Origin of the sequence: Streptomyces sp. 2131.1, from assembly GCF_900105515.1 — a bacterium.
Lineage (GTDB): Bacteria > Actinomycetota > Actinomycetes > Streptomycetales > Streptomycetaceae > Streptomyces > Streptomyces drozdowiczii.
Map to the genome: position 1 here is coordinate 7081977 of NZ_FNSY01000001.1, position 18817 is coordinate 7100793.

An 18817-nucleotide genomic window follows, 5' to 3' on the forward strand; every position below is an offset into this window, starting at 1 on the left:
CCTTCCCAACCGACGGTGCAACGTCGTCTACTCGGGGCCCTATCGATCACTCGGGTAGGTACGCCCTCGCACGTTCCAACCCGAGGCCGATCCACAGGCCTAGCATTGCTCGACTGCGAAAATCGCTGTCCGGTTGCCGAAGCATGGTGATAGACATCCGGCGTGGAAAAGACTCTTGAGTTCACCGACCTGTTGCGACTCATCGATGAACGGTCAACCGCCTTCCGCGCTGCGGTCGCCGCCGCACCCGGTCTTGACGCACAGGTGCCCACCTGCCCCGGGTGGACGCTGCTCGATCTGGTGAGGCACCTGGGTGGGGGAGACCGTTTCTGGGCCGCCATCGTCAGCGCGGGGCCCGCCGACGCACCTCCGGCAGAGGCCGTCGCCGCGCGTGCCGCTCTGGAAGTGCCGCAGGAGCGTGAGGCCCTTCTGGCCTGGCTGGACGCGTCGACGCAGCTTCTGCTGGGCGCCCTGCGCGCGGCGGGACCGGAGAGCGGTTGCTGGACGTGGTGGCCCGCGTCGCAGTCACCGCAGACAGCCGGCGGCACTGCCCGCCACCGGGTCCAGGAGACCGCGGTGCATACGTACGACGCCCAGCTTTCCGGGGGCGCCCCGCAGCCGCTGCCGGTCGAGCTGGCACTTGACGGAGTGGAGGAGTTCCTGTTCACCGTCTGCGCAACGCCGAGTGCCTGGCCGCACAAGCCCACGGCCTTCGACTTCCACGCCGACGAGGACCGCTCCTGGCGCCTCACCGTCGACGGCGACGGCGCACGCACCACCCGCCTCCCCGCGACCGGCGAGGCCTCGGACACAGCCGGCGCCTCCGTTCGCGGCACGGCCGGTGAGCTGGTTCTCTACCTCTACGACCGGATCAAGGCCGACTCCTTGCACGTTGATGGCGACGCCGGGCTCCTCGACCTGCTCCGCGCCTGGGAGCCGGAGGAGAATTAGGACGTAGCGGGGGCGGTTGTGCCGCGCCTCTCCGCCGGCCTTCCTAGTCCCGCACCAGTTCGCGCAGCGCGGCGTAATGTTGCCGGTGCTCGGAGGGCCAGTTGCAGTCCTTGTCGACGACCTCGAGGGCGGCCTTCCACACGGGATGCCCCTCCAGAGCGCCGGGGCGACGGAGCTTGGACAGCCACTGTCCGACCGGCGTGTCGAGCGCGGCCGCCGACCGGCAGGCGGACAGCGTCCAGTGCTCCTGGCAGTACACGCTGCCGCCTACCCAACGAACCCCTCATTGCGCCTCTTCGCACTGAGGCACGCGGCTGACGCGTCCACGGGGGCCCCGCGGCCGACTTGCCGAAGCCACGCGGGCGCCAAGATCATGTCAGGGGCGTGCGGCCGGCCCCGCGCCCGCGCTATGTTCGCGGGGTGCAGCAGCCTCCGGAACAGGTCCCCGCGCTCCTCGATGGCCCGGCCGTCGACATCTCCGACGCCCATGAATTGCTCCTCGGCTATCTGAAGTGGTACCGCGAGGCCCTGATGCGAAAGCTTGATGGGCTCTCCGATGACCTGCTCCGCATGCCCGTCTCACCGCTCGGCTGGTCGCCGCTCGGCTTGGTCCAGCATCTTGGGTGGGTCGAACGCCGCTGGCTGCGCTGGGGGTTCGGCGCAGAGGACGTCGTCGCCTATCCGCCCGGCGGAGACGCCGAGGAGTGGACGGTCTCCGGCGACACCTCCATCGCCCAGGTGATCGCTGCCTATCAAGCGGAGGTGACCGTCGCGACCTCACTCACGGCGACGTCCGCGCTGAGCGACAAGGCACGTCTCGGGGGCCGTTTCAAGACGCCCGACCAAGCACCCTCGCTCGGGCGGATCCTCTTCCACCTGCTCCAGGAGTACGCCCGGCACGTCGGGCACCTCGATATCGCGCGCGAACTCATCGACGGCCGGACCGGCGAGTAAGCCACCTGTGACCGCTGATGCATTGCGGGGCAACCCTTACGGGCTCGTGCATGGTTGGCGTACCACTCGGGCGGGTTCTTCTTGAACTTGCGGGGCGCTGGCGCCACCACGCGCCCGCCGGTCTGTGTACCCAGTCCCTGGTAGCCGACGTCGGCCAGGATCTCCACGGCGGGCCCGTCGGCCAGTAGCCCGACCAGGCCCAGCTTCCGGGCGTGTGTGATGTCCGCGCAGCCGGCCTGCTCGGCCGGACTGCAGAACAGCAGTATTCCTGCGGCGTCTGTGACAACCATGGACTCTTGACGGCGTTCTGTTTGTTCTTGCCGGAGACGCACTTCTCCCGGTCCTTGCGCCCGGCCACCGGTCGACGCACCGGGACCTGGGTGCCGTCGATGAACCCGGTCTGTACGCTGGCGCCGAGGTGGTCGATGACCTCGGCGAGTGTGCGCAGGCGCGACGATGAAGCCCCGCTACCACCGGTGGGCTGCGCTGTTGGGGGCCGGACCGCGGGGCCACCGCACGCTGCCTTCGCTCAGATCCTGAGTTCGTGGAAGGTGTCGACTCTTGCGTTGCTCATGCCGCGAATATCGAGGTCGGCCAGGGCGGGCGCGTGGGCCGGTGGGGTGGGACGTCATGATGTCTCGGGAGTTTGCGCGGCGCTCCCGTAAGCCCGACGGCAGGGGAGGTCAGCCTTTCTGCCGTGCCTGAGCTGTGCGGGCGTAACGGTGCTCGGGCCGCCCTGCGTCGCCATAGCGCAGGGAGAGCTGGAGCGAGCCTTTTTCCTGGAGGTAGCGCAGGTAGCGTTGGGCCGTCGAGCGGCTGATTCCGGCGCGGGCTGCCACGTCCTGCGCCGACAGGGGGTGGTCAGCCTCGGCGATCACCTGGCAGATCAAATCCATGGTGGGCCCCGACCAGCCTTTGGCGGGTGGCGCGGTCGTGGTCGACGGCGTGCGCACGGTCCCGAAGATGCGGTCGATCTGCTGCTGGCACGGGCTCGTTCCGGTTCCGGCGTCCTGCAAACTGCGCCGCAACTCGGTGTAGCTGTTCAGGCGGGAGCGCAGGCCGTCGAGGGTGAACGGTTTGACGAGGTAGTGGAGCACGCCGTAGCGCAGCGCGGCTTCCACGACCGCGACGTCCTGTGCCGCGGTCACCATGATGACGTCGCTGCGCATCCCCTTCTGCCGCATCAGTCTCACGAGGTCCAGACCGCTGCGGTCTGGGAGGTAGTGGTCGAGTAGGAGCAGGTCGACGTGCCTGTTCTCCAGCGTATGCACGGCGTGCAGGGCGGTGTGGGCGGTGCCCACGACGTGAAAGCCGGCTGTCTTGTCGACGTAGGCGGCGTTGATCTCCGCGACGTGGAAGTCGTCGTCGACCACCAGGACGTCAATCAAGGGTTTCTCCTGCCGGAACGTGCTGTGCGTGGGCTGCGGATCGTGTGGCGATGTCGGGGAACGTGACGGTGAATACGGCGCCTCCGCCGGCGCGGGCCGCGATGCGGGCGGTGCCGCCGTAGCGTTCGGCGAGGCTGCGCACCATTGCCAGGCCGAGCCCTCGGCCACGATGGTGCGGGGACTCCTTGGTGCTCCATCCCTCTTCGAAGACCGCTTCGCGCAGTTCCACGGGTACTCCGGGCCCGTTGTCGCTCACGCGGGCCACGACGGTGTCCGCCTCGGTGAACATCTCGACTTCCACCGTGGGCTGGGTGGCGTGAGCGTCGACGACGTCGAGTGCGTTGTCGATCAGATTGCCCAGCACGGTCACGATATCCCGGGCGTCGATGAGCCGGCTGGGGAGCTGGCTGCGGTCGGACAGGCGCAAGGTCACGCCCCGTTCGGCGGCGATGGCCGATTTCCCGACCAGGAGGGCCGAGACCATCGGGATCCGGATACGTTCCGCGATGTTGCCTGCCGACGCGCGCCGGGCGTGGGTGAGGCCCGCGACATAGTCGCGGGCCCGCTCGGACATGTCCAGGTCGAGGTAGCCGAGGACGGTGTGCAGGCGGTTGGCGTGCTCGTGGTCCTGGGCGCGCAGTGCGTCCAGCAGCCCCTTGATGGAGTCGAGCTCACGGCCCAGCAGTTCGACCTCGGTGCGGTCCCGCAGCGTGACGACCGCGCCGCCGTCAGGGGTGGGCATCCGGTTGGCAATGAGGACACGGCTCCCGCGCACCGTAAGCAGGTCGCGTCCGGCGACTTGTCCGGTGAGGACGTCGCGGGACCGTCCGGGCGGAAGGACCTCTTTGAGGTCCCGGCCTTCGGTATCCTCCTTGAGCGAGAGCAGTCGGGAAGCCTCGTCGTTCACGAGTCGTACGCGTTCGTGCCGGTCGAGCGCGATGACCCCCTCCCGTACCGCGTGCAGCATCGCCTCCCGCTCCGACAGCAGAGCAGCGATGTCGGCGACGGACACCCCGTGCGTGCGCTTGCGCAGAGTGCGGGCCACCAGGAACGCGGCGCCCGCGCCGACCGCGAGGGCTGCGCCCGCGTAGCGCAGCAATCCCGGCAGGGCGGCCATCAGGCGTTCCTGCACGCCGGAGTAGGCGATGCCGACCGACACCGCCCCGATGACCTCGCCGGCACTGTTGCGTAGTGGGACCTTAGCCCGAGCCGATGTGCCGAGAGTGCCGCGGTCGATCTCCAGGATGACGTGACCGTGGAGCGGAGTGGACGGATCCGTCGACACACGATGGCCCACCTGCTGCACATCCGTGTGGGACCAGCGGATCCCGCGCAGATCCATGACCACGACGTACAGGGCACCCGTCGCCTTACGGGTGCGCTGCGCCTGCCGCTGCACGGGCCCGGTCGGATCGGGGTCGCTCGACAGCAGACCTGCGGCGATCTCCGGGTCGACCGCCGTGGTCTGGGCGATGGCCAGGGCTTCGTGCTCGGCCTGGTCGTCGAGCTGGGTGCGGAGCGGCTGGAGAAACAGGCCGGTCAGCAACAGCAAGACGCCGGTGGTGATCAACAACTGAACGATCAGCACTTGGGCGAACACTTGCCTCGGCCAGCCGATGCGCACGCGGGCCACTTTTGACACCTGCTTTCGGGAACCCGCCCGTGCGACCAGAAGTTTCGCCGGGGTGAACGCACCGTAGCCGCTGCTGTCTCGGCCACGGAAGAGCTTGGACGGCAGCGGGCCCCCATGCCGTCGGCACAATGCGCAGAATGGCGTTCTACGGGAACTGGCAGTGGTTGCCGGCCAAAACTTCCCAGCCCGTACGACTGTTTCTAACGTCCCCGGCATGACAAGCCCATCGAGCCCGGCCATCGAACTGCGCGGTGTGCGCAAGGCATTCCGTACGCCGTCAGGCGCCTCCCACACCGCTGTCCATGATCTCGACCTGACCATCCAGCAGGGCGAGTTCGTCGCCGTCGTCGGCCCGACCGGCTGCGGCAAGTCCACCACCCTGACTCTGGTCAGCGGCTTGGAGGAGCCGACGGACGGCGAGGTGATGCTGTCCGGCTCGCCCGTGCGCGGCATCGACGAGCGTGTCGGCTTCGTCTTCCAGCAGGACGCGACGTTCCCTTGGCGGACCGTACTGTCCAACGTGATGGCGGGCCCTCGCTTCCGCGGTGTGCCCAAGGCGGAGGCCAAGGAGAGGGCCCGGGAGTGGCTGGGCCGCGTCGGGCTGAGCGCCTTCGAGGACCGCTATCCGCATCAGCTGTCCGGTGGCCAGCGCAAGCGCGTCGCCCTCGCCTCCACCTTCGTCAACGACCCCTCGATCCTGCTCATGGACGAGCCGTTCTCCGCGCTCGACGTCCAGACCCGGGCGCTCATGTCGGACGAGCTGATGGAGCTGTGGGCCGGCACCGGGGCCTCCGTTGTCTTTGTCACCCACGACCTGGAGGAGTCCATCGCACTGGCCGACAAGGTCGTCGTCATGACCGCCGGACCGGCCACCGTCAAAGAGGTCTTCACGATCGACCTCCCGCGCCCGCGCCGCGTCGAGTCGATCCGTCTGGAGCCCCGTTTCGTCGAGATCTACCGCGAGATCTGGTCGTCGTTGGGTGAGGAAGTCCGCATTACCCGCGAGAGGGGTGCCCAGAATGTCGCCTGACATCACCGCCGCACCGGACACCGCTTCGTCCACCGTGACGAACTCGGTCGGCGTCACCAAGTCCGCCCGTACCGAGGAGCGTGCCAGGGCCGCGCGCCGCCGGCGCGTCATCGTGCTGCTGTCCCGCGCCGCCGTGCTGGTGTTCGTCCTCGGCGTGTGGGAGTGGTTCTCGCGGGCCGGGATCATCGATCCCTTCAACTTCTCGATGCCGTCGAAGATCTGGGACCAGATCCAGCAGTGGGCACTGCACGGCACCCCGCAGGGCTCACTGCTCGAACAGATCTGGTACACGCTCTACGAGGCGCTGCTGGGATGGGTCGTCGGCGTCATCGTGGGCGTGGTCCTCGGTATCGCGCTGGGCCGGATCCGCTTCCTGGCCGACGTCATGGGCCCGTACATCAAGGTCCTCAACGCGCTGCCGCGGATCGTGCTCGCTCCGATCTTCCTCATCTGGTTCGGTCTCGGCCCGGCCTCGAAGGTCGCCTCTGCCGTCGTGCTCGTCTTCTTCCCGGTCTTCTTCAACGCCTTCCAGGGCGCCCGCGAAGTGGACCGCCACCTCATCGACAACGCCCGCATCCTCGGCGCCCGCGACCGCCAGGTCACCTTCCAGGTCGTCATTCCTGCCGCCACCTCGTGGATCTTCACCAGCCTCCACGTCAGTTTCGGCTTCGCCCTGATCGGCGCCATCGTCGGCGAGTACATCGGCGCCACCAAGGGCATCGGCCTGCTGGTCTCCGTCTCGCAGGGCACCTTCAACTCCGCGGGCGTGTACGCCGCGATGGTCATCCTCGCCGTCGTCGCCCTGCTCGCCGAGGGCCTGCTCACCTTCCTCGAACGCAAGCTCTTCCGCTGGAAGCCCGCCGCTGATGAAGCCCGCTAGACCCTCCCGCCGCCGCACGTACCACATCCAGGAGCCGCACATGTCCCGTCGCACCCTTGCCAGCAAGCTCACCACCGTCACCGCTGCCCTGGCCGCTCTCGCCGCCCTCAGCGGCTGCGCCGACCAGGTTTCCTCGCATGCCTCCGGCAGCGGCGGCTCGGGAGGCAAGGGGCCGAAGGTCAAGATCATGGTGGGCGGCATCGACAAGGTCATCTACCTGCCCGCGATGCTGGCCCAGCGCCTCGGCTACTTCAAGGACGAGGGCGTCAACGTGGAGTTGCTGAGCGAGCCCGCCGGTATCGACGCCACCACGTCACTGGTCGCCGGGAACGTCCAGGGCGTCGTCGGTTTCTACGACCACACCCTCGACCTCCAGACCAAAGGCAAGTCCGTGGAGTCCGTTGTCCAGCTCGCGCAGACTCCCGGCGAGGTCGAGATCGTCTCCGACAAGGCGGCAGACGACCTGAAGTCGCCGAAGGACTTCGCCGGCAAGAAGCTCGGAGTGACCGGCCTCGGCTCCTCCACCGATTTCCTCACCAAGTACCTCGGCGTCCACGACGGGGTGTCCACGGACAAGTTCAGCAACGTCGCGGTCGGCGCGGGCCAGACCTTCATCTCCGCGCTGCAGCAGGGTTCCATCGACGGCGGTATGACCACCGACCCGACCGTCGCGCAGATCCTCGACAAGAAGCTCGGCAAGGTTCTCATCGACATGCGCACCCCCGGAGGCTCGAAGAAGGCCCTCGGGGGGCTGTACCCGTCGTCGAGCCTCTATATGAACACCGACTGGGTCGAGGGGCACAAGGACACGGTGCAGAAGCTCACCAACGCCTTCGTGCGCACCCTCAAGTGGATGTCCGCACACAGCGCGCAGGAGATCGCGACGAAGATGCCGAGCGACTACGCGCAGGGCGGCGAGGGCCTCTATGCCAAGGCGATCGAGAGCACGCTTCCGATGTTCACGAAGGACGGCAAGATGCCGGCCGACGGGCCCGCGACGGTGCAACGGGTCCTGAAGTCCTTCAACCCGAACTTGAAGAACGCCACGATCGACCTGGAGAAGACGTACACCAGCGAGTTCACGGAGAGGGCGAGCTGACTGAGCAAGATGGTTCCACGAGCCTGCCGCAGCCCGGAATGAGCGACAGCGACAGGCTCGTGACCGAAACTCGCATGGCCGTTGAGAAAGGCGTCGTGAGAGCAGTCAGAGGGCCCGGGCCAGCTGTGCGACCGCTCGCTCCTACTGGTCGTCGCGTTGCACAAGCCGGTACCCCGCGGTCGGGGCATTGCCGCCCCGGCTGCGAGACCGGTAGGCCGGCGGAACGTAGCTTTGGGTTTGCGTGGTCGTGCGCGCCTCTCGGTGTCCACCAGGGCCACCAGGATGGGGGCGGACCGCTACCCATCTGGCGGTGTCCGGAGCCGGTGATACCGGCGAGCTCGGCGGCTGTTGCCCAGGACTCACCTCTGCTCAACGCCATGATCGCGATGCGGATCACCGCCGGGGTCTTTCTCCCGCCGGGCTCCAGACCGTTTGCGGCGGCCAGGGCCGCTGCCGCTTGTACGGCCGAGGCGAAGGCCGAGTCATGCGCCAGCCACTGTTCCAGGAGGCCCTCGGGCGCCCCGGCCCACAGGGTGGCTGCCCGTGGTCTGAGCCCTTGCGCGGTTGCCTGGAGGATGTCGCCCATCCGCGCCAGCCGATCCGTCCGGTGCCATGGCACGCGCCGAAGTCCGGGCGAGGTGTGTGGGCGGGCTGCAGGCCGGCGAGCCGTGCCGTCGGTTCGGCGGGCCGGACAATTCCGGGAACGGACGCAGATGATGCGGCGGCGGTCACGGAGCAAGGTCTCGTCGGGTTGAGCCGTCCCCTGCACGCCGCCCTCGCCTGGTGGGAGGACGGCGTGGCGGCGGGGCAGCCGTGCCGCCGCGCGGTGCAGTCAGGCGGCTGCGGTCGACGAGTTCCAGTGACGGTGACGGTGACGGCGATGGCCTGCACGTCCATCGGGGCGACGAGGACAGAGAGCCGTACGGCTCCGGCGGTGAGCGCGTCGGCGCCGCCCAGGAGCATGCCGACGAACGCGCCGGGCACGGTGACCGGGCCGACGGTGCGAGTCTGGTCCGGGCACCAGGGTGTCGGAGGCGGCCGGGCGGGCGATCTCGATTCCGGCGTCGCGTTTGGCCAGGCCGAGGGTGAGACCGGCTTCCACTTCGCCGTGCCGTTGTTCGAGCGTGACCGTGGTGTGGCGCCCGGCCAGGACGGTCGCGGTGAGAGAGCCGCCGATCAGGATGCCGGTCACCGGGATGAGCGAGATGCCGCGCAGCGGGAGCAGGGCGGTGGCCAGCAGGAGGGCGACGGTCGGCAGGACACCGGCGGTGATCGGCAGGGCAGCGCACCACCAGGTGCTGTCGGTGGTGATCCGGCGTCCGGCCCTGCCCACGGCGACGGCGTACATCAGCAGCAGGAAGCCGAGCCGGGCGGCGCCGCGGTGGACGACCCAGCCCATGACGGCGGAGACGGCCGCCAGCTGAACGGCCGCGCGGACTCCGGCGGTCAGCACTTCGCTGGGGCGGCCGTAGCTCTGCTCAGGAGAGAGCCGGACCCAGGCGGTGACGGTGACGGCCCCCGCGAGGAGCACGGCCAAGACCCCGCCGAGCATGGCATCGACCGGCAGCAGCGCGGCCGAGGCGGAGTTCATGGGCAGTCACCATCAATGTCAGTGGCTGAGCTTGTGGGCGCAACTGCCCGGCCGCAGCGGAATCTACGCAAATGTAGACAGTGAGGAAAGGGTAGGACGACGCCCAGGCACCAGCGCCCCGATGAGGGCCCCGGAGGGTCCCGGGGCGGTCTGACCTCGAAGATCCACCTTGCCGGTGAAGGCGGCTGCCGGCCCATGGCTCTACTGATTACTCCAGGTCAGTGGGGTGATGCCCCGCAGATGATCGAGGTCCTGGAGCGGATCAGGGTTCCCCGCCGACTGGTCGGGCGGCCCCGGACGAGGCCCGATCACGTCGGCGGCGACAAGGCATACAGCTCCCGTTGAGATCGCCGCTACCTGCGAAGACGCCGCATCCGGCACACGATCCCAGAGCCGAAGGACCAATGGGCCAACCGACGCCGCAGAGGCAGCGCGGGCGGCAGACCCGCCGGCGGGAGGTGGTTCCGGGGAACTCGGCCGCTGCCGACCTGTTCGCCCGGGTGCGTGGGGATGCGGGGCTTCGTCGTCAGACCGCCACAGGACCGTCCGGGGGCATGACCGTCCGGCAGCCGGCAAGGAGCCGGGCGACCATGGCCCTCGCGTGCTCACGGCCGTATCCGGGGCCCACGATGCACAGGTTGCCGACCGCTCGCATCAGTGTGTACGCGGTGACGTCCGGGTCGAACTCGCCCCGGGCCGTCGCAGCGTCGAGGAGCGAGGCGCAGGCCGGGACCAGCGTGTCGAGCATCAAGGAGTGCAGGCTCTGCAGGCTGGGGTCCTCGGACTGGAGTGCCGCTCCCAGTCCGTGCTTCGTGACGAGGAACTCCACGAAAGCGTCCATCCATTGTGACAGGGCCTCGCCCGGTCTCGGCGACCCGGCGAGATCGGCGGCAAGTAGCGCGCACTCGTCCACCTGGTGGCGGTAAACGGCCAAGACCAGCTCCGCCCGGGTGGGGAAGTGGCGGTACACGGTGCCCAGGCCCACTCCGGCCCGGCCGGCGATGTCACGGATGGGTGCCTGGACGCCTTGCTCGACGAACACCTGCGCCGCGGCCGCGAGCAGGGACTGGCGAGTGCGCTCGGCGCCCGCCGCTCTGGAGCCGACCGATCGGGACAAGATCTCACCTCTGGTTCGCGGAACATTGTTCCGCTAGTGTGAACGGAACGTCGTTCCGCCAAGTATGCGGCACGCGCCTTTCCCACAGGAAGTCCGCACATGTTCACTCCTGCGCAATCCCGGACGAAGACCGTCGCGATCAAGCCCATCACCGTTCCCACCAGTGACCGGGCGATGCCCCTGCAGGTCAAGGTGACCGCACCGGCCGAGGGTCGCGGTCTTCCGGTCATCGTGTTCTCCCACGGCAACGCGTGGTCGATGGACGGCTACGAGCCGCTGGTCGACCGTTGGGCCGCCGCTGGCTTCGTGGTCGTGCAACCGACCCACCTGGACTCGCGTCGCAACGCCATAGGGTTCGACGATCCGCGTTTCGGCACCATCTGGCGCGTGCGCATCGACGACCTCCACGCGGTGCTGGACCACCTCGACGGCATCCTCGCCGAGGCCGGCGACCTGATCGACCGCGCTGATGCGACACGGGTCGCCCTGGCCGGTCACTCGTGGGGCGCCCAGACCGTCGGCGCTCTCCTCGGGGCTCGGGTACTGGATGCCGAGGGCGCTCCTGGCGAGGACTTCTCCCACGACGGAGCAAAGGCGGGCGTGCTCATCGCCGCGACCGGCACGGGCGACTCGCTCACGCCGTTCGCCGTCGAGCATCTGCCCTTCATGAGGCCGGACTACGCCACCATGACCACAGCGGCACTCGTCATCGCCGGCGACAAGGACCAGTCAAAGATGTCCACGCGCGGACCGGACTGGTTTCTCGACGCCTTCGACCTCAGCCCCGCCCCCAAACGTCTCCTCGTCGTCCCCGGCGGAGAGCACACCCTGGGCGGCATCGCCGGGGAAGCCGTGAGCGAGACCAGCGACACGGACACCGACCGGGTCGCCCTCGTCGCCGACGCCGTCACCGCATACCTCCTCGACGCCCTAGACCGCGACCCCGATGCGTGGTCCCGCTTCCGTGACGACACCGAAGCCCTCGAGAAGGCGTCCTTCCAGCACAAGGACTGACCCAGCCCACTGCTGCCCCTTCCCGGCCCGTCGCCCGCCGCACGGCAGCGGCGGGCCGGGAGACCTCTCGCACCCACCACGCCGGTGATGCACCGAAGCCCGGCGGTCAGAGCCAGAAGTCCACGATGAGCCACGCCCCGGTCAGCCGCTGCTCCCGTGCTGCGGAGCAGCGACCCTCAGGTTTCGCAGCCCCTGGACATTGCATGACCGACCACATCGCCATCCCGGCCCGCGCCGGCGACGACCTGTTCGGGCCGCTCGTCTCGGTCGCTCCGGTCGCTTACCCCTCACGCGACCGCCCGGCGGAACTGCAGGTACGACTGACCGCGCCGATGACGGACCGGGCGCTGCCCATCGTCGTCCTGTCGCACGGGCACGGTCCGTCCCAGTACGTCTCGTCGCTCTACGGCTACGCCCCGCTCGCCAACTATCTCTCGGTCAGCGGGTTCGCGGTCCTTCAGCCGACCCACCTGGACTCGGCCACCCTCGGCCTGCGGCACGCCGACAGCCCCGAAGCCTCCTTGTACTGGCGCTCCCGCGCACGCGAAGTGTCGTCGGTGCTGGACCACCTGGGCGTTCTCGACAAGGTCGTCCCGGACGTGGCGGCCCGCATGGACACCGGCAGGATCGCCGGCGTCGGCCATTCGATGGGCGGCCACACGGCGAGCATGGTGCTGGGCGCCCAGCCTCGCGACCTCGCCACGGGGTACAGGGGGAACGCGAGGGACGAGCGAGTGAGCGCCGGAGTGGTGATGGCCGCGCCGGGACGCGGAGGCGATGCCCTCAATCCCCGTGCCGCCCGTCACTACCCCGTCCTCAACGACACCGACTTCACCACCATGGCACCCCCGACCCTGGTCGTAGCAGGAGACCAGGACTACGCCCACCACCTGAACGTCGTCGGGGCCGCGTGGCAGACCGACGCCCTTCACCTGGCGCCCGGGCCCAAGTTCCTACTCGACGTCCACGGCGGTGAGCACAGCCCCGGTGGAATCTCCGGCTACGACTCCGCGGAGACGACGGACGAGAACTTCACCCGCGCACTCCTGGTCCTGGAGACAACCGCAGCGTTCCTGCGCACCCAACTGGCCGTCGACGACCGGGCCTGGAACGTGGTGACGGCACAGCTTGCCCGCGAAGACTCCGCCTCCGCAACGGTGCACGAGAGGCCGAAGGACATCCTCGGTGGACGGACGCACATCTGCGCCGCGTTCAGCAGGGTGACGACTTCCACGTCGCGCCGGATCAGGACGCCGACCGGACGCCCGGCCGGCTCATCCGGGTGTGGGCGGTCGCCCTCGACGGCGACGTCTACGTCAGGTCGGCGACGCGGAACTCGCGGTGGTTCCACTCCGCCGTGACGTATGGGTGCGGTGCGGTCGCCGTCGCGGACAGGGAAGTGCGGGTGGTGTTCTCGCCGGCCGACGACGAGGCGGCGAAGGACCGGGCCGACGAGGCGTTCCGCGCCAAGTACTCCAAAAATCCGTACTTCTCCGAGGGCCTGCTCAAGAACTCGCGGCACCAGATCGCCCCCCGGCCGCTGTGGGCAGGGAACTGCAGGGCCCGATCCCGTGATGGGCACAGGCACTGAGGCCCTGGTAGCCACGTACGTGGTCACACCCGACATCGGCTGACCCCGGCTCACCCGCAGCCGCCCCTCCCGCTCGCTCGGCTTCTCCAGCGGCAGGACGCCTGAGGCGCCACACCACCAGTTCGTTGACCGCGTGCACGATCCGTCTCGGGGGTCGGGTCAAGAAGAGCCGGCACAGGCCGAGCCCGGCCGGCAGGCCCACCCCAATTCCGGGCACTACGTCGGGGACTTCATCGCCGGTCGGTCCGAACTGCTCCGACGGGCCGCCGATGTGTTCGAGTGGGTGCGCTCCAAGGCGCTTGAGGTCGCCGTGACGGGCCGCCACGCATTGTCCGAGGCGGCCCGGACCCACAGCGATTTGCAGGGGCTCGGCGACCACCGGCAACCTGTTCCTTATACCCGGAGTGGCCGCTGTCGAATGCCGCGAGGAGACGCAGAGCTGATGTGGGTGACGCTGTCGGGAATCTCGGAGACTGACGTGTTCAGGGGAGGGCCGACCGTCAACGCCAAGATCCCCGACAACGTCAGGCGCGTCCGTACGGCGTCGGTCTGCCGTGTGGTCCGTGCCAGTCCAGGCACAGGGCGGTGGCATCGTCCTGTGGATTGTTGTTGCAGGCGTCGGTGACCGCGGTGGCCAGGTGTCGAGCGACCTCACGCGGGTGCTCGGTGGCAGTGTCGAGGATGAGGCCGGGGAGGTCGACCTTCTGCGCTTGGCGTTCCTGCATGCCATCGGTGTAGAGAACGAGGCGGTCGCCGGGCAGCAGGTCGATGTCCTGCACCTTGTAGGTGTCATGTGCTGGAACCCCGAAGGGCAGGTTCACGGCCAGGCGCACCTCCTCGACGGTGCCCTCGCGCAGCCGCAGGGGCCAGGGGTGGCCGGCGTTGACGAGCTGGGCGCTGCTGCCGTCGAGGGCGATGCGCAGCAGCTGCCCGGTTGCGAAGGTTCTTCGTCCGTGTTCGAGGAGGGCTTGGTGGGTTCGGTGGGCCTGTTCGGCGAGATCAGCTCCGGCGCGGCGTGCGCCGCGCGATGCGTTGACCAGGAGGGTGGCCATGAGCGCGGCGTCGACGTCGTGGCCCATGGCGTCGGTGATGGACAGGTGGAGGGTGTCTTGGTCGAGGGAGTAGTCGAAGGTGTCGCCGGCGATGTCTGAGGCGGGAACCAGGGCTCCTGCGAGGGCGAACTCGGTGGCCTCGCAGGCGGAGGCCGAGGGCAGGAGCTGGCGTTGGATCTCTGCGGCCAGGCTGACAGATGTGGTGCGGTTGCCCCAGTGGTAGAGGTCGGTGAAGCGGCGGTCGGTGACGATGACGTAGGCCAGCGCGTGCGCGACTTCCTCGATTTCTGCTATCACGCCCTGCGTGACCCGGGTGAGGAACAGTTCCAGCACACCGACGGTGTCGCCCCGATTCGTCACCGGGGCGAGCACGCGCTGCCCGCGCTCGTCCTTTGGCACGTGCACCACCTTTTGGGTGCGCAGGACCTCGTCGTAGATGCTGTTGTCGAAGGGAACTTCGTCGGGGCGGCGCTCCTGGGGAGCGATGGACTGCTCGCTGACTCGCAGCAGGCGCTGGCCCACGATGTCGACGAACAGGAACGAGACGTGCCGTGCGCCGAACCGCTCGCGCAGATTCTTCGCCACGACATCCAGCGAAGCCACAGGGGCAGCGGCCTCTGCCGCTTCAAGCACCTCAGCCAGTCCGATTCGATCGCGTACCACGTCAGCCTCCCTTTTCGTTGGAGACTCGTTTTCCCACTGACGTGCAAAACACCGCACAACTGTGACTCATGCCATGGCCCGGACGCTCGAGATCAAGAAGGCCGGAAAACAGGCTTCGCTCTCCCCGCCGGCCCGTGGGAAGCGCATGGCGGGTCAAGTCGAGCCGCCAGCGATTGGGGGATGGGCCTCCAGCGGCTCGCCGCGCGGTTGCAGAAGGCGGTAGCGTCCTCGGCATGCTGGATGGTCCTGGTGTAGCGGCGGCTCTGCGAAGCGGGGTGCGCACCCGCTCCGATGCGTGGGAGTTCGTGCGCTGGTTCGCCGACGCTTGGATGGGCCGTCCGGTGGATCCGGAAGACGGCTTCCCCGCCGCAGAGTCGGCGGCGGGGAAGCCGATTTAGGATTCGACCTGCCGACCGCCTTGCGTGAGGGCTATGCATTCTTCGGCCGTCGGGACGACATGACCCGACAGCAGGAGCCGCTGGTCAAGCCCTCCGGCCTGTACGTCGATGACGCCCTGGGCGGCGTCCTCGTCTACCGGCGTGAGAACCAGGACTGCGCTGCATGGGGGATCCCTCTGGCTCGGATCGAGCAGGACGATCCCCCGGTGGTGGTGGAATCGCATCAGGGGTGGATTCCCGTCCTCGACCGGATGTCCCTGGCATGGGTGCGCGGGACGCCCTGCGGGATGTGGTGTGCGGAGAAAGCCCGCCCGCCGCGTTGAGCCCGATACTCGAGGGGGTCCGCCAGGTCCCGGAGCTCACGGCGTCTACAGTGGACCGTTGAGAGTCCTCCGCACGCCCGGCTGGCCGTCGAGGCAGTCCTTGCCTGGTCCGCCGTGAAGGATCACCTACCTGGTCGGCTACGCCCTTGCGCTGCCGACTGTTCCTGCTCGACCGCAGCCGCGCCAACCGGGCCCGCTGGTGCTCGCTGGCTGTCTGCGGTAACCGCGCGAAGGCGCGCCGCCACTACGAACGCGCCCGCTGACCGTTTCCCCTATGCCCGGTACCTCCCCAGTTAGCAGGCACGCGCATTTCGCTCAACAGGCCTCGGTCGGACCGGCGCCGGGCTTCCTGTCGTCGGCCGGGGGGCGATGATCACGGCGAGGGGCAGGGCTGGGCCGTTGCGCCTTGAGTTCTCACCGGCCGTGGTGAGCTAGCTGCATGAGGCGATGCGCCCGCCCGTAAGGGGGCGGGCGCCAGGCCGACAGCGTGCGGCACGCCGAGGAACGTACCCGTGATCGGGTCAACCTCGATGAGGGCGTTGACGTATGCGTCGGCGACTTGACGAGGAAGCGGATTGCCGATCTGTCATGCGGTCATCCTTCCGTGGAAGCCGACGCCGGTCATCAGTCGTCGAAGGGCCCGTAACACAGATGCTCCGTACCGATACCGCTCCGTTTGTCTTCGGCGTCCGGCTCCCGCGAGAGAGCGCCGACGGGATCGCCACCGTCCTGGAGGACATCGCCACCAACGGACCGCCCCCGGAGGAGGACTGCACGACGCCGGGAGGATCTGCGCGAGACCCCGAAGCCGGCGAACTCCTGCCCCGGTGACAGCCCCGTGCCACGGCTGCGTCGCGGTAGGCCCCACGCTTTGACCGGTCAGCAGCAGCTCCTCGACCTGTCACGGCCGTGGTGAGGCCGCGGCCAGGAGAGTGTGTCCTGCGTCGGTGAGTTCGTACATGGCCGTGCGGCCGGCCCGGCTGCACTCGACCAGCCCGGCCTCCCGCAGGATTGCCAGGTGTTCGCTGGCCGTCGGAGCGGAGACGTGCACCAGTCCCGCCACCGCCGTCGTCTGCAGGGGTGTGGTGAGCGCGGCAAGGATCCTCGCGCGAGTGACGCCCAGGAGACGGTGGAGAGATCTCGGAGTGGGGGGCGCCGCCCATAGGTACCGTCCGGACGCCGGGTAGTAGATCACCGGAGTCCATCGGTCCGAAGTGGTGCACTGCACCCGGTCGGTGATGAACAGTGACGGAACGAGAACGAGTCCCTCCGGGCAGTCGACGTCGATGTCCACAGGCTTCTCGACGATGACGGTGTCGTCTTCGCACGCCGCTGAGGGGTGCAGGCGCGGAAGGACTGCGCGTAGTCCCTCGCGGTTGACCTGGATGGCCCGGTCCAGCAACTCCGCACGCAGCGCCTGCCGCATGCCCACCCACTCCGGCTCCACCACACTCTTCCAGAGGCGGCGCAGCGCATCGGCGGCCTCGGACCTGGCTCGCTCGGGGTCGTCGAGCAGCCGGCCCATGTCTGCCCCGCGTCCCCTCGTGGCGTCGACCAGTTCCGCGTACGTCTGGTCCGCCGGTGCGGCGAGGAGGGCTTCCATCCCTTCCTCGAACGTCGGCTCACTGGTCCTCGGCGACGGGTCGAGGAAGTCGGGCCGATACGCGTCGTCGGCCATGAAGACGGTGAGCGCCCGCAGGTCCGGATGCGAGAGATGGAGGTGGCGACGGCGAAGCCACGGATGGTACATCGCGTGACGCTGCGGCTCGGTCAACAGCTGGGCGAGGCTCACCACTTCGTGGATCGGTGACATCGCCCACCGCACACTCGCAGCGCCGGCGCCCAATCGGTAGCGGATCATCCCCGCATTGTTAGGCCACCGCCGAAGTGAGCGCGAGCGGAACGGTGAAACCCGGAGACTCGGGCCATGACCGACACGGCATCGAATGCACGGTGTTCCAAGGAATCCGAGCAAGTCCAACAGACGCGAACGATCCGGCTGGGCGTCGGCGGATCGACCATCGAAGTCCTCGCCAGGCCGGCGGAGACCAGCGCAGTGGTGAGTATCTACCGGTGGCGCATGTCGCCCTCCAGCCGGGGACCTGCCCCGCACTTTCACACGACGTTCAGCGAGACCTTCATCGTGGAAGAAGGCGAAGTCGACTACTTCGATGGGCAGGCATGGCGAACCCTGCTGCCCGGCGACACCGCACATGCCCCGATGGGCGGCGTCCACGCCCTCCGGAAGGAACGCGCCGAGCCGGCCACCCTCCTGATGGCACTCTCGCCAGGTGTACCGCGGGAGGAGTACTTCGCACAGCTCGCCACCATCAACGAGGGGGAGTTGAGCCGGCTTCACGAAGACCACGACAACCATTTCGTCGACGCCCACGAGCGGTGACGGCGGCGCACCCTGTCCACTCTCGCCGGACAGCTGGCCTCAGGTATCCCCTCGGCAGGATCGCCACCGCCGCATGACTCAGCCTCTCCCAACGGCCCTACGTGCACGCCGAGGCCCACCCCGCCTCCGAGCGCCGGGCTCGCTCCGCCATCGACAGCTTCTACTTCTCCAACACCGCCACGAAAGGGATCCGTCTCATGCTCGCCGCCATCGCCACCACCCTGGCCGCCCTGATTGCCGCCGCCGTCGTCCTTGTCGGGGCCCGCTCCGTGTGGGCGCCCAGCTCCGCCGTCGGCTTCGGCATCCCCAACACCCGCCCCGACGACCGGCGATGCGATCGTGGCTGGCCGTCATGGGCGTCCGCGACATCGGCACAGGCCTGATTCTCGGGGTCCTGCTGATCGGCGCCACCACTCACCTGCTGGGCTGGGTCATGCTGGCCGCTGCACTGATACCCGCCGGTGACGCGGCCGTAGTGGCGCGCAGCAAAGGGTCACACGCCGCCATCTACGGTGTCCACCTCGGCACCGCCGCCATCATGGTGATCATCGCTGCCCTCCTGGTTGCGGCATGAAGGACCAGCGGGAACGCCACCCCGGCCGGCTCCCACACCTCGCCCACCGCCACACCGACAAGCCGACCGAAGCGAAGCGGAAGACAGCCCGCACCAGCGACCCACATCGCCGCCCCGGCCGACCTGCGCACCCACCGCCTCGCCGCGACCGGCGGTTC

17 protein-coding genes and 3 pseudogenes are annotated in these 18817 nt (G+C 68.8%); 13 read left to right on the forward strand and 7 right to left on the reverse strand.

The features are described 5' to 3' along the window. Window positions 1–162 precede the first annotated feature (162 nt). Window positions 163–951 (forward strand): maleylpyruvate isomerase family mycothiol-dependent enzyme, encoded by a 789-nt coding sequence (locus BLW14_RS31615; protein WP_093710489.1) that lies wholly within the window; start codon window positions 163–165, stop codon window positions 949–951. A gap of 43 nt (window positions 952–994) precedes the next feature. Here the strand turns inward: BLW14_RS31615 and BLW14_RS31620 are convergent, their stop codons facing one another. Next, complete coding sequence (locus BLW14_RS31620) at window positions 995–1210, reverse strand: hypothetical protein (protein ID WP_371128101.1); 216 nt, start codon at window positions 1208–1210, stop codon at window positions 995–997. A 161-nt stretch (window positions 1211–1371) separates the two neighbouring features. Between BLW14_RS31620 and BLW14_RS31625 the strand changes: the two genes are divergently transcribed. Then, window positions 1372–1905 carry a DinB family protein gene (locus tag BLW14_RS31625; RefSeq protein ID WP_093710490.1) on the forward strand — a complete coding sequence of 178 codons (534 nt, stop codon included), beginning with the start codon at window positions 1372–1374 and terminating at the stop codon, window positions 1903–1905. A gap of 683 nt (window positions 1906–2588) precedes the next feature. On the opposite strand, the gene BLW14_RS31635 is transcribed toward BLW14_RS31625, so the two are convergent. Beyond that, window positions 2589–3293 carry a response regulator gene (locus BLW14_RS31635; protein WP_093710491.1) on the reverse strand — a complete coding sequence of 235 codons (705 nt, stop codon included), beginning with the start codon at window positions 3291–3293 and terminating at the stop codon, window positions 2589–2591. Continuing rightward, window positions 3286–4926: an ATP-binding protein gene (locus BLW14_RS31640; RefSeq protein ID WP_093710492.1), complete on the reverse strand. Its 1641-nt coding sequence runs from the start codon at window positions 4924–4926 to the stop codon at window positions 3286–3288. Before BLW14_RS31640 ends, BLW14_RS31635 begins: the two co-directional genes overlap by 8 nt. 214 nt (window positions 4927–5140) lie before the next feature. Between BLW14_RS31640 and BLW14_RS31645 the strand changes: the two genes are divergently transcribed. The 3 genes from BLW14_RS31645 to BLW14_RS31655 are packed head-to-tail and all read left to right on the forward strand — an operon-like array spanning window position 5141 to window position 7935. After that, window positions 5141–5956, forward strand: coding sequence for an ABC transporter ATP-binding protein (locus BLW14_RS31645; RefSeq protein ID WP_093710493.1), 816 nt, complete (start codon window positions 5141–5143; stop codon window positions 5954–5956). Beyond that, window positions 5946–6836, forward strand: a complete 891-nt coding sequence (locus BLW14_RS31650) for an ABC transporter permease (RefSeq protein WP_093710494.1) — start codon at window positions 5946–5948, stop codon at window positions 6834–6836. Before BLW14_RS31645 ends, BLW14_RS31650 begins: the two co-directional genes overlap by 11 nt. A gap of 40 nt (window positions 6837–6876) precedes the next feature. After that, window positions 6877–7935 (forward strand): ABC transporter substrate-binding protein, encoded by a 1059-nt coding sequence (locus BLW14_RS31655; protein WP_093710495.1) that lies wholly within the window; start codon window positions 6877–6879, stop codon window positions 7933–7935. A gap of 728 nt (window positions 7936–8663) precedes the next feature. Here the strand turns inward: BLW14_RS31655 and BLW14_RS31660 are convergent. Next, a pseudogene (locus BLW14_RS31660) lies at window positions 8664–9526 on the reverse strand (ABC transporter permease). A gap of 111 nt (window positions 9527–9637) precedes the next feature. Between BLW14_RS31660 and BLW14_RS31665 the strand changes: the two are divergent. Further along, window positions 9638–9979: pseudogene (locus BLW14_RS31665) on the forward strand (transposase); the annotation flags it as partial. Between the two features lie 73 nt (window positions 9980–10052). On the opposite strand, the gene BLW14_RS31670 reads toward BLW14_RS31665, so the two are convergent. Further along, the gene (locus BLW14_RS31670; protein ID WP_093710496.1) at window positions 10053–10643 is read right to left on the reverse strand and encodes a TetR/AcrR family transcriptional regulator; all 591 of its coding nucleotides are present in this window, start codon (window positions 10641–10643) and stop codon (window positions 10053–10055) included. A 99-nt stretch (window positions 10644–10742) separates the two neighbouring features. On the opposite strand from BLW14_RS31670, the gene BLW14_RS31675 reads away from it, so the two are divergent. Continuing rightward, window positions 10743–11657 (forward strand): alpha/beta hydrolase family protein, encoded by a 915-nt coding sequence (locus BLW14_RS31675; protein ID WP_093710497.1) that lies wholly within the window; start codon window positions 10743–10745, stop codon window positions 11655–11657. A 1201-nt stretch (window positions 11658–12858) separates the two neighbouring features. Then, a complete protein-coding gene (locus BLW14_RS31685) occupies window positions 12859–13248 on the forward strand; it encodes a DUF2255 family protein (protein WP_256333034.1) in 390 nt (129 codons plus the stop codon). A gap of 524 nt (window positions 13249–13772) precedes the next feature. Here BLW14_RS31685 and BLW14_RS31695 read toward each other — a convergent pair. Further along, window positions 13773–14963: a PP2C family protein-serine/threonine phosphatase gene (locus BLW14_RS31695; protein WP_093710499.1), complete on the reverse strand. Its 1191-nt coding sequence runs from the start codon at window positions 14961–14963 to the stop codon at window positions 13773–13775. 561 nt (window positions 14964–15524) lie between these two features. Here BLW14_RS31695 and BLW14_RS31700 point away from each other — a divergent pair. Next, window positions 15525–15947, forward strand: a pseudogene (locus BLW14_RS31700) (CGNR zinc finger domain-containing protein). A 388-nt stretch (window positions 15948–16335) separates the two neighbouring features. Then, window positions 16336–16515, forward strand: coding sequence for a hypothetical protein (locus BLW14_RS34125; protein WP_107468453.1), 180 nt, complete (start codon window positions 16336–16338; stop codon window positions 16513–16515). A 70-nt stretch (window positions 16516–16585) separates the two neighbouring features. Here the strand turns inward: BLW14_RS34125 and BLW14_RS31710 are convergent, their stop codons facing one another. Beyond that, window positions 16586–17497 carry a DUF5937 family protein gene (locus tag BLW14_RS31710; RefSeq protein WP_256332947.1) on the reverse strand — a complete coding sequence of 304 codons (912 nt, stop codon included), beginning with the start codon at window positions 17495–17497 and terminating at the stop codon, window positions 16586–16588. Window positions 17498–17611: 114 nt separating this feature from the next. On the opposite strand from BLW14_RS31710, the gene BLW14_RS31715 reads away from it, so the two are divergent. The 3 genes from BLW14_RS31715 to BLW14_RS35455 all read left to right on the forward strand — a co-directional run bounded on the left by BLW14_RS31715 (window position 17612) and on the right by BLW14_RS35455 (window position 18659). Continuing rightward, window positions 17612–18085: a cupin domain-containing protein gene (locus tag BLW14_RS31715; protein WP_093710501.1), complete on the forward strand. Its 474-nt coding sequence runs from the start codon at window positions 17612–17614 to the stop codon at window positions 18083–18085. A gap of 101 nt (window positions 18086–18186) precedes the next feature. Beyond that, the gene (locus BLW14_RS35450) at window positions 18187–18468 is read left to right on the forward strand and encodes a hypothetical protein (protein ID WP_256332948.1); all 282 of its coding nucleotides are present in this window, start codon (window positions 18187–18189) and stop codon (window positions 18466–18468) included. Next, on the forward strand, window positions 18438–18659 hold the full coding sequence (locus BLW14_RS35455; RefSeq protein ID WP_256332949.1) for a DUF4267 domain-containing protein: 222 nt from the start codon (window positions 18438–18440) through the stop codon (window positions 18657–18659). The genes BLW14_RS35450 and BLW14_RS35455 overlap by 31 nt, the downstream gene beginning before the upstream one ends. Window positions 18660–18817: the final 158 nt, after the last annotated feature.

What these genes read in the sequence shown, in the direction of transcription:
- BLW14_RS31645 (WP_093710493.1), top strand. Translation starts at nt 5,141, where the DNA reads ATGACAAGCCCATCGAGCCCGGCCATCGAACTGCGCGGTGTGCGCAAG.
- BLW14_RS31650 (WP_093710494.1), top strand. Translation starts at nt 5,946, where the DNA reads ATGTCGCCTGACATCACCGCCGCACCGGACACCGCTTCGTCCACCGTG.
- BLW14_RS31655 (WP_093710495.1), top strand. Translation starts at nt 6,877, where the DNA reads ATGTCCCGTCGCACCCTTGCCAGCAAGCTCACCACCGTCACCGCTGCC.
- BLW14_RS31675 (WP_093710497.1), top strand. Translation starts at nt 10,743, where the DNA reads ATGTTCACTCCTGCGCAATCCCGGACGAAGACCGTCGCGATCAAGCCC.
- BLW14_RS34125 (WP_107468453.1), top strand. Translation starts at nt 16,336, where the DNA reads ATGCTCCGTACCGATACCGCTCCGTTTGTCTTCGGCGTCCGGCTCCCG.
- BLW14_RS31710 (WP_256332947.1), bottom strand. Translation starts at nt 17,497, where the DNA reads ATGTCACCGATCCACGAAGTGGTGAGCCTCGCCCAGCTGTTGACCGAG.
- BLW14_RS31715 (WP_093710501.1), top strand. Translation starts at nt 17,612, where the DNA reads ATGACCGACACGGCATCGAATGCACGGTGTTCCAAGGAATCCGAGCAA.
- BLW14_RS35455 (WP_256332949.1), top strand. Translation starts at nt 18,438, where the DNA reads ATGGGCGTCCGCGACATCGGCACAGGCCTGATTCTCGGGGTCCTGCTG.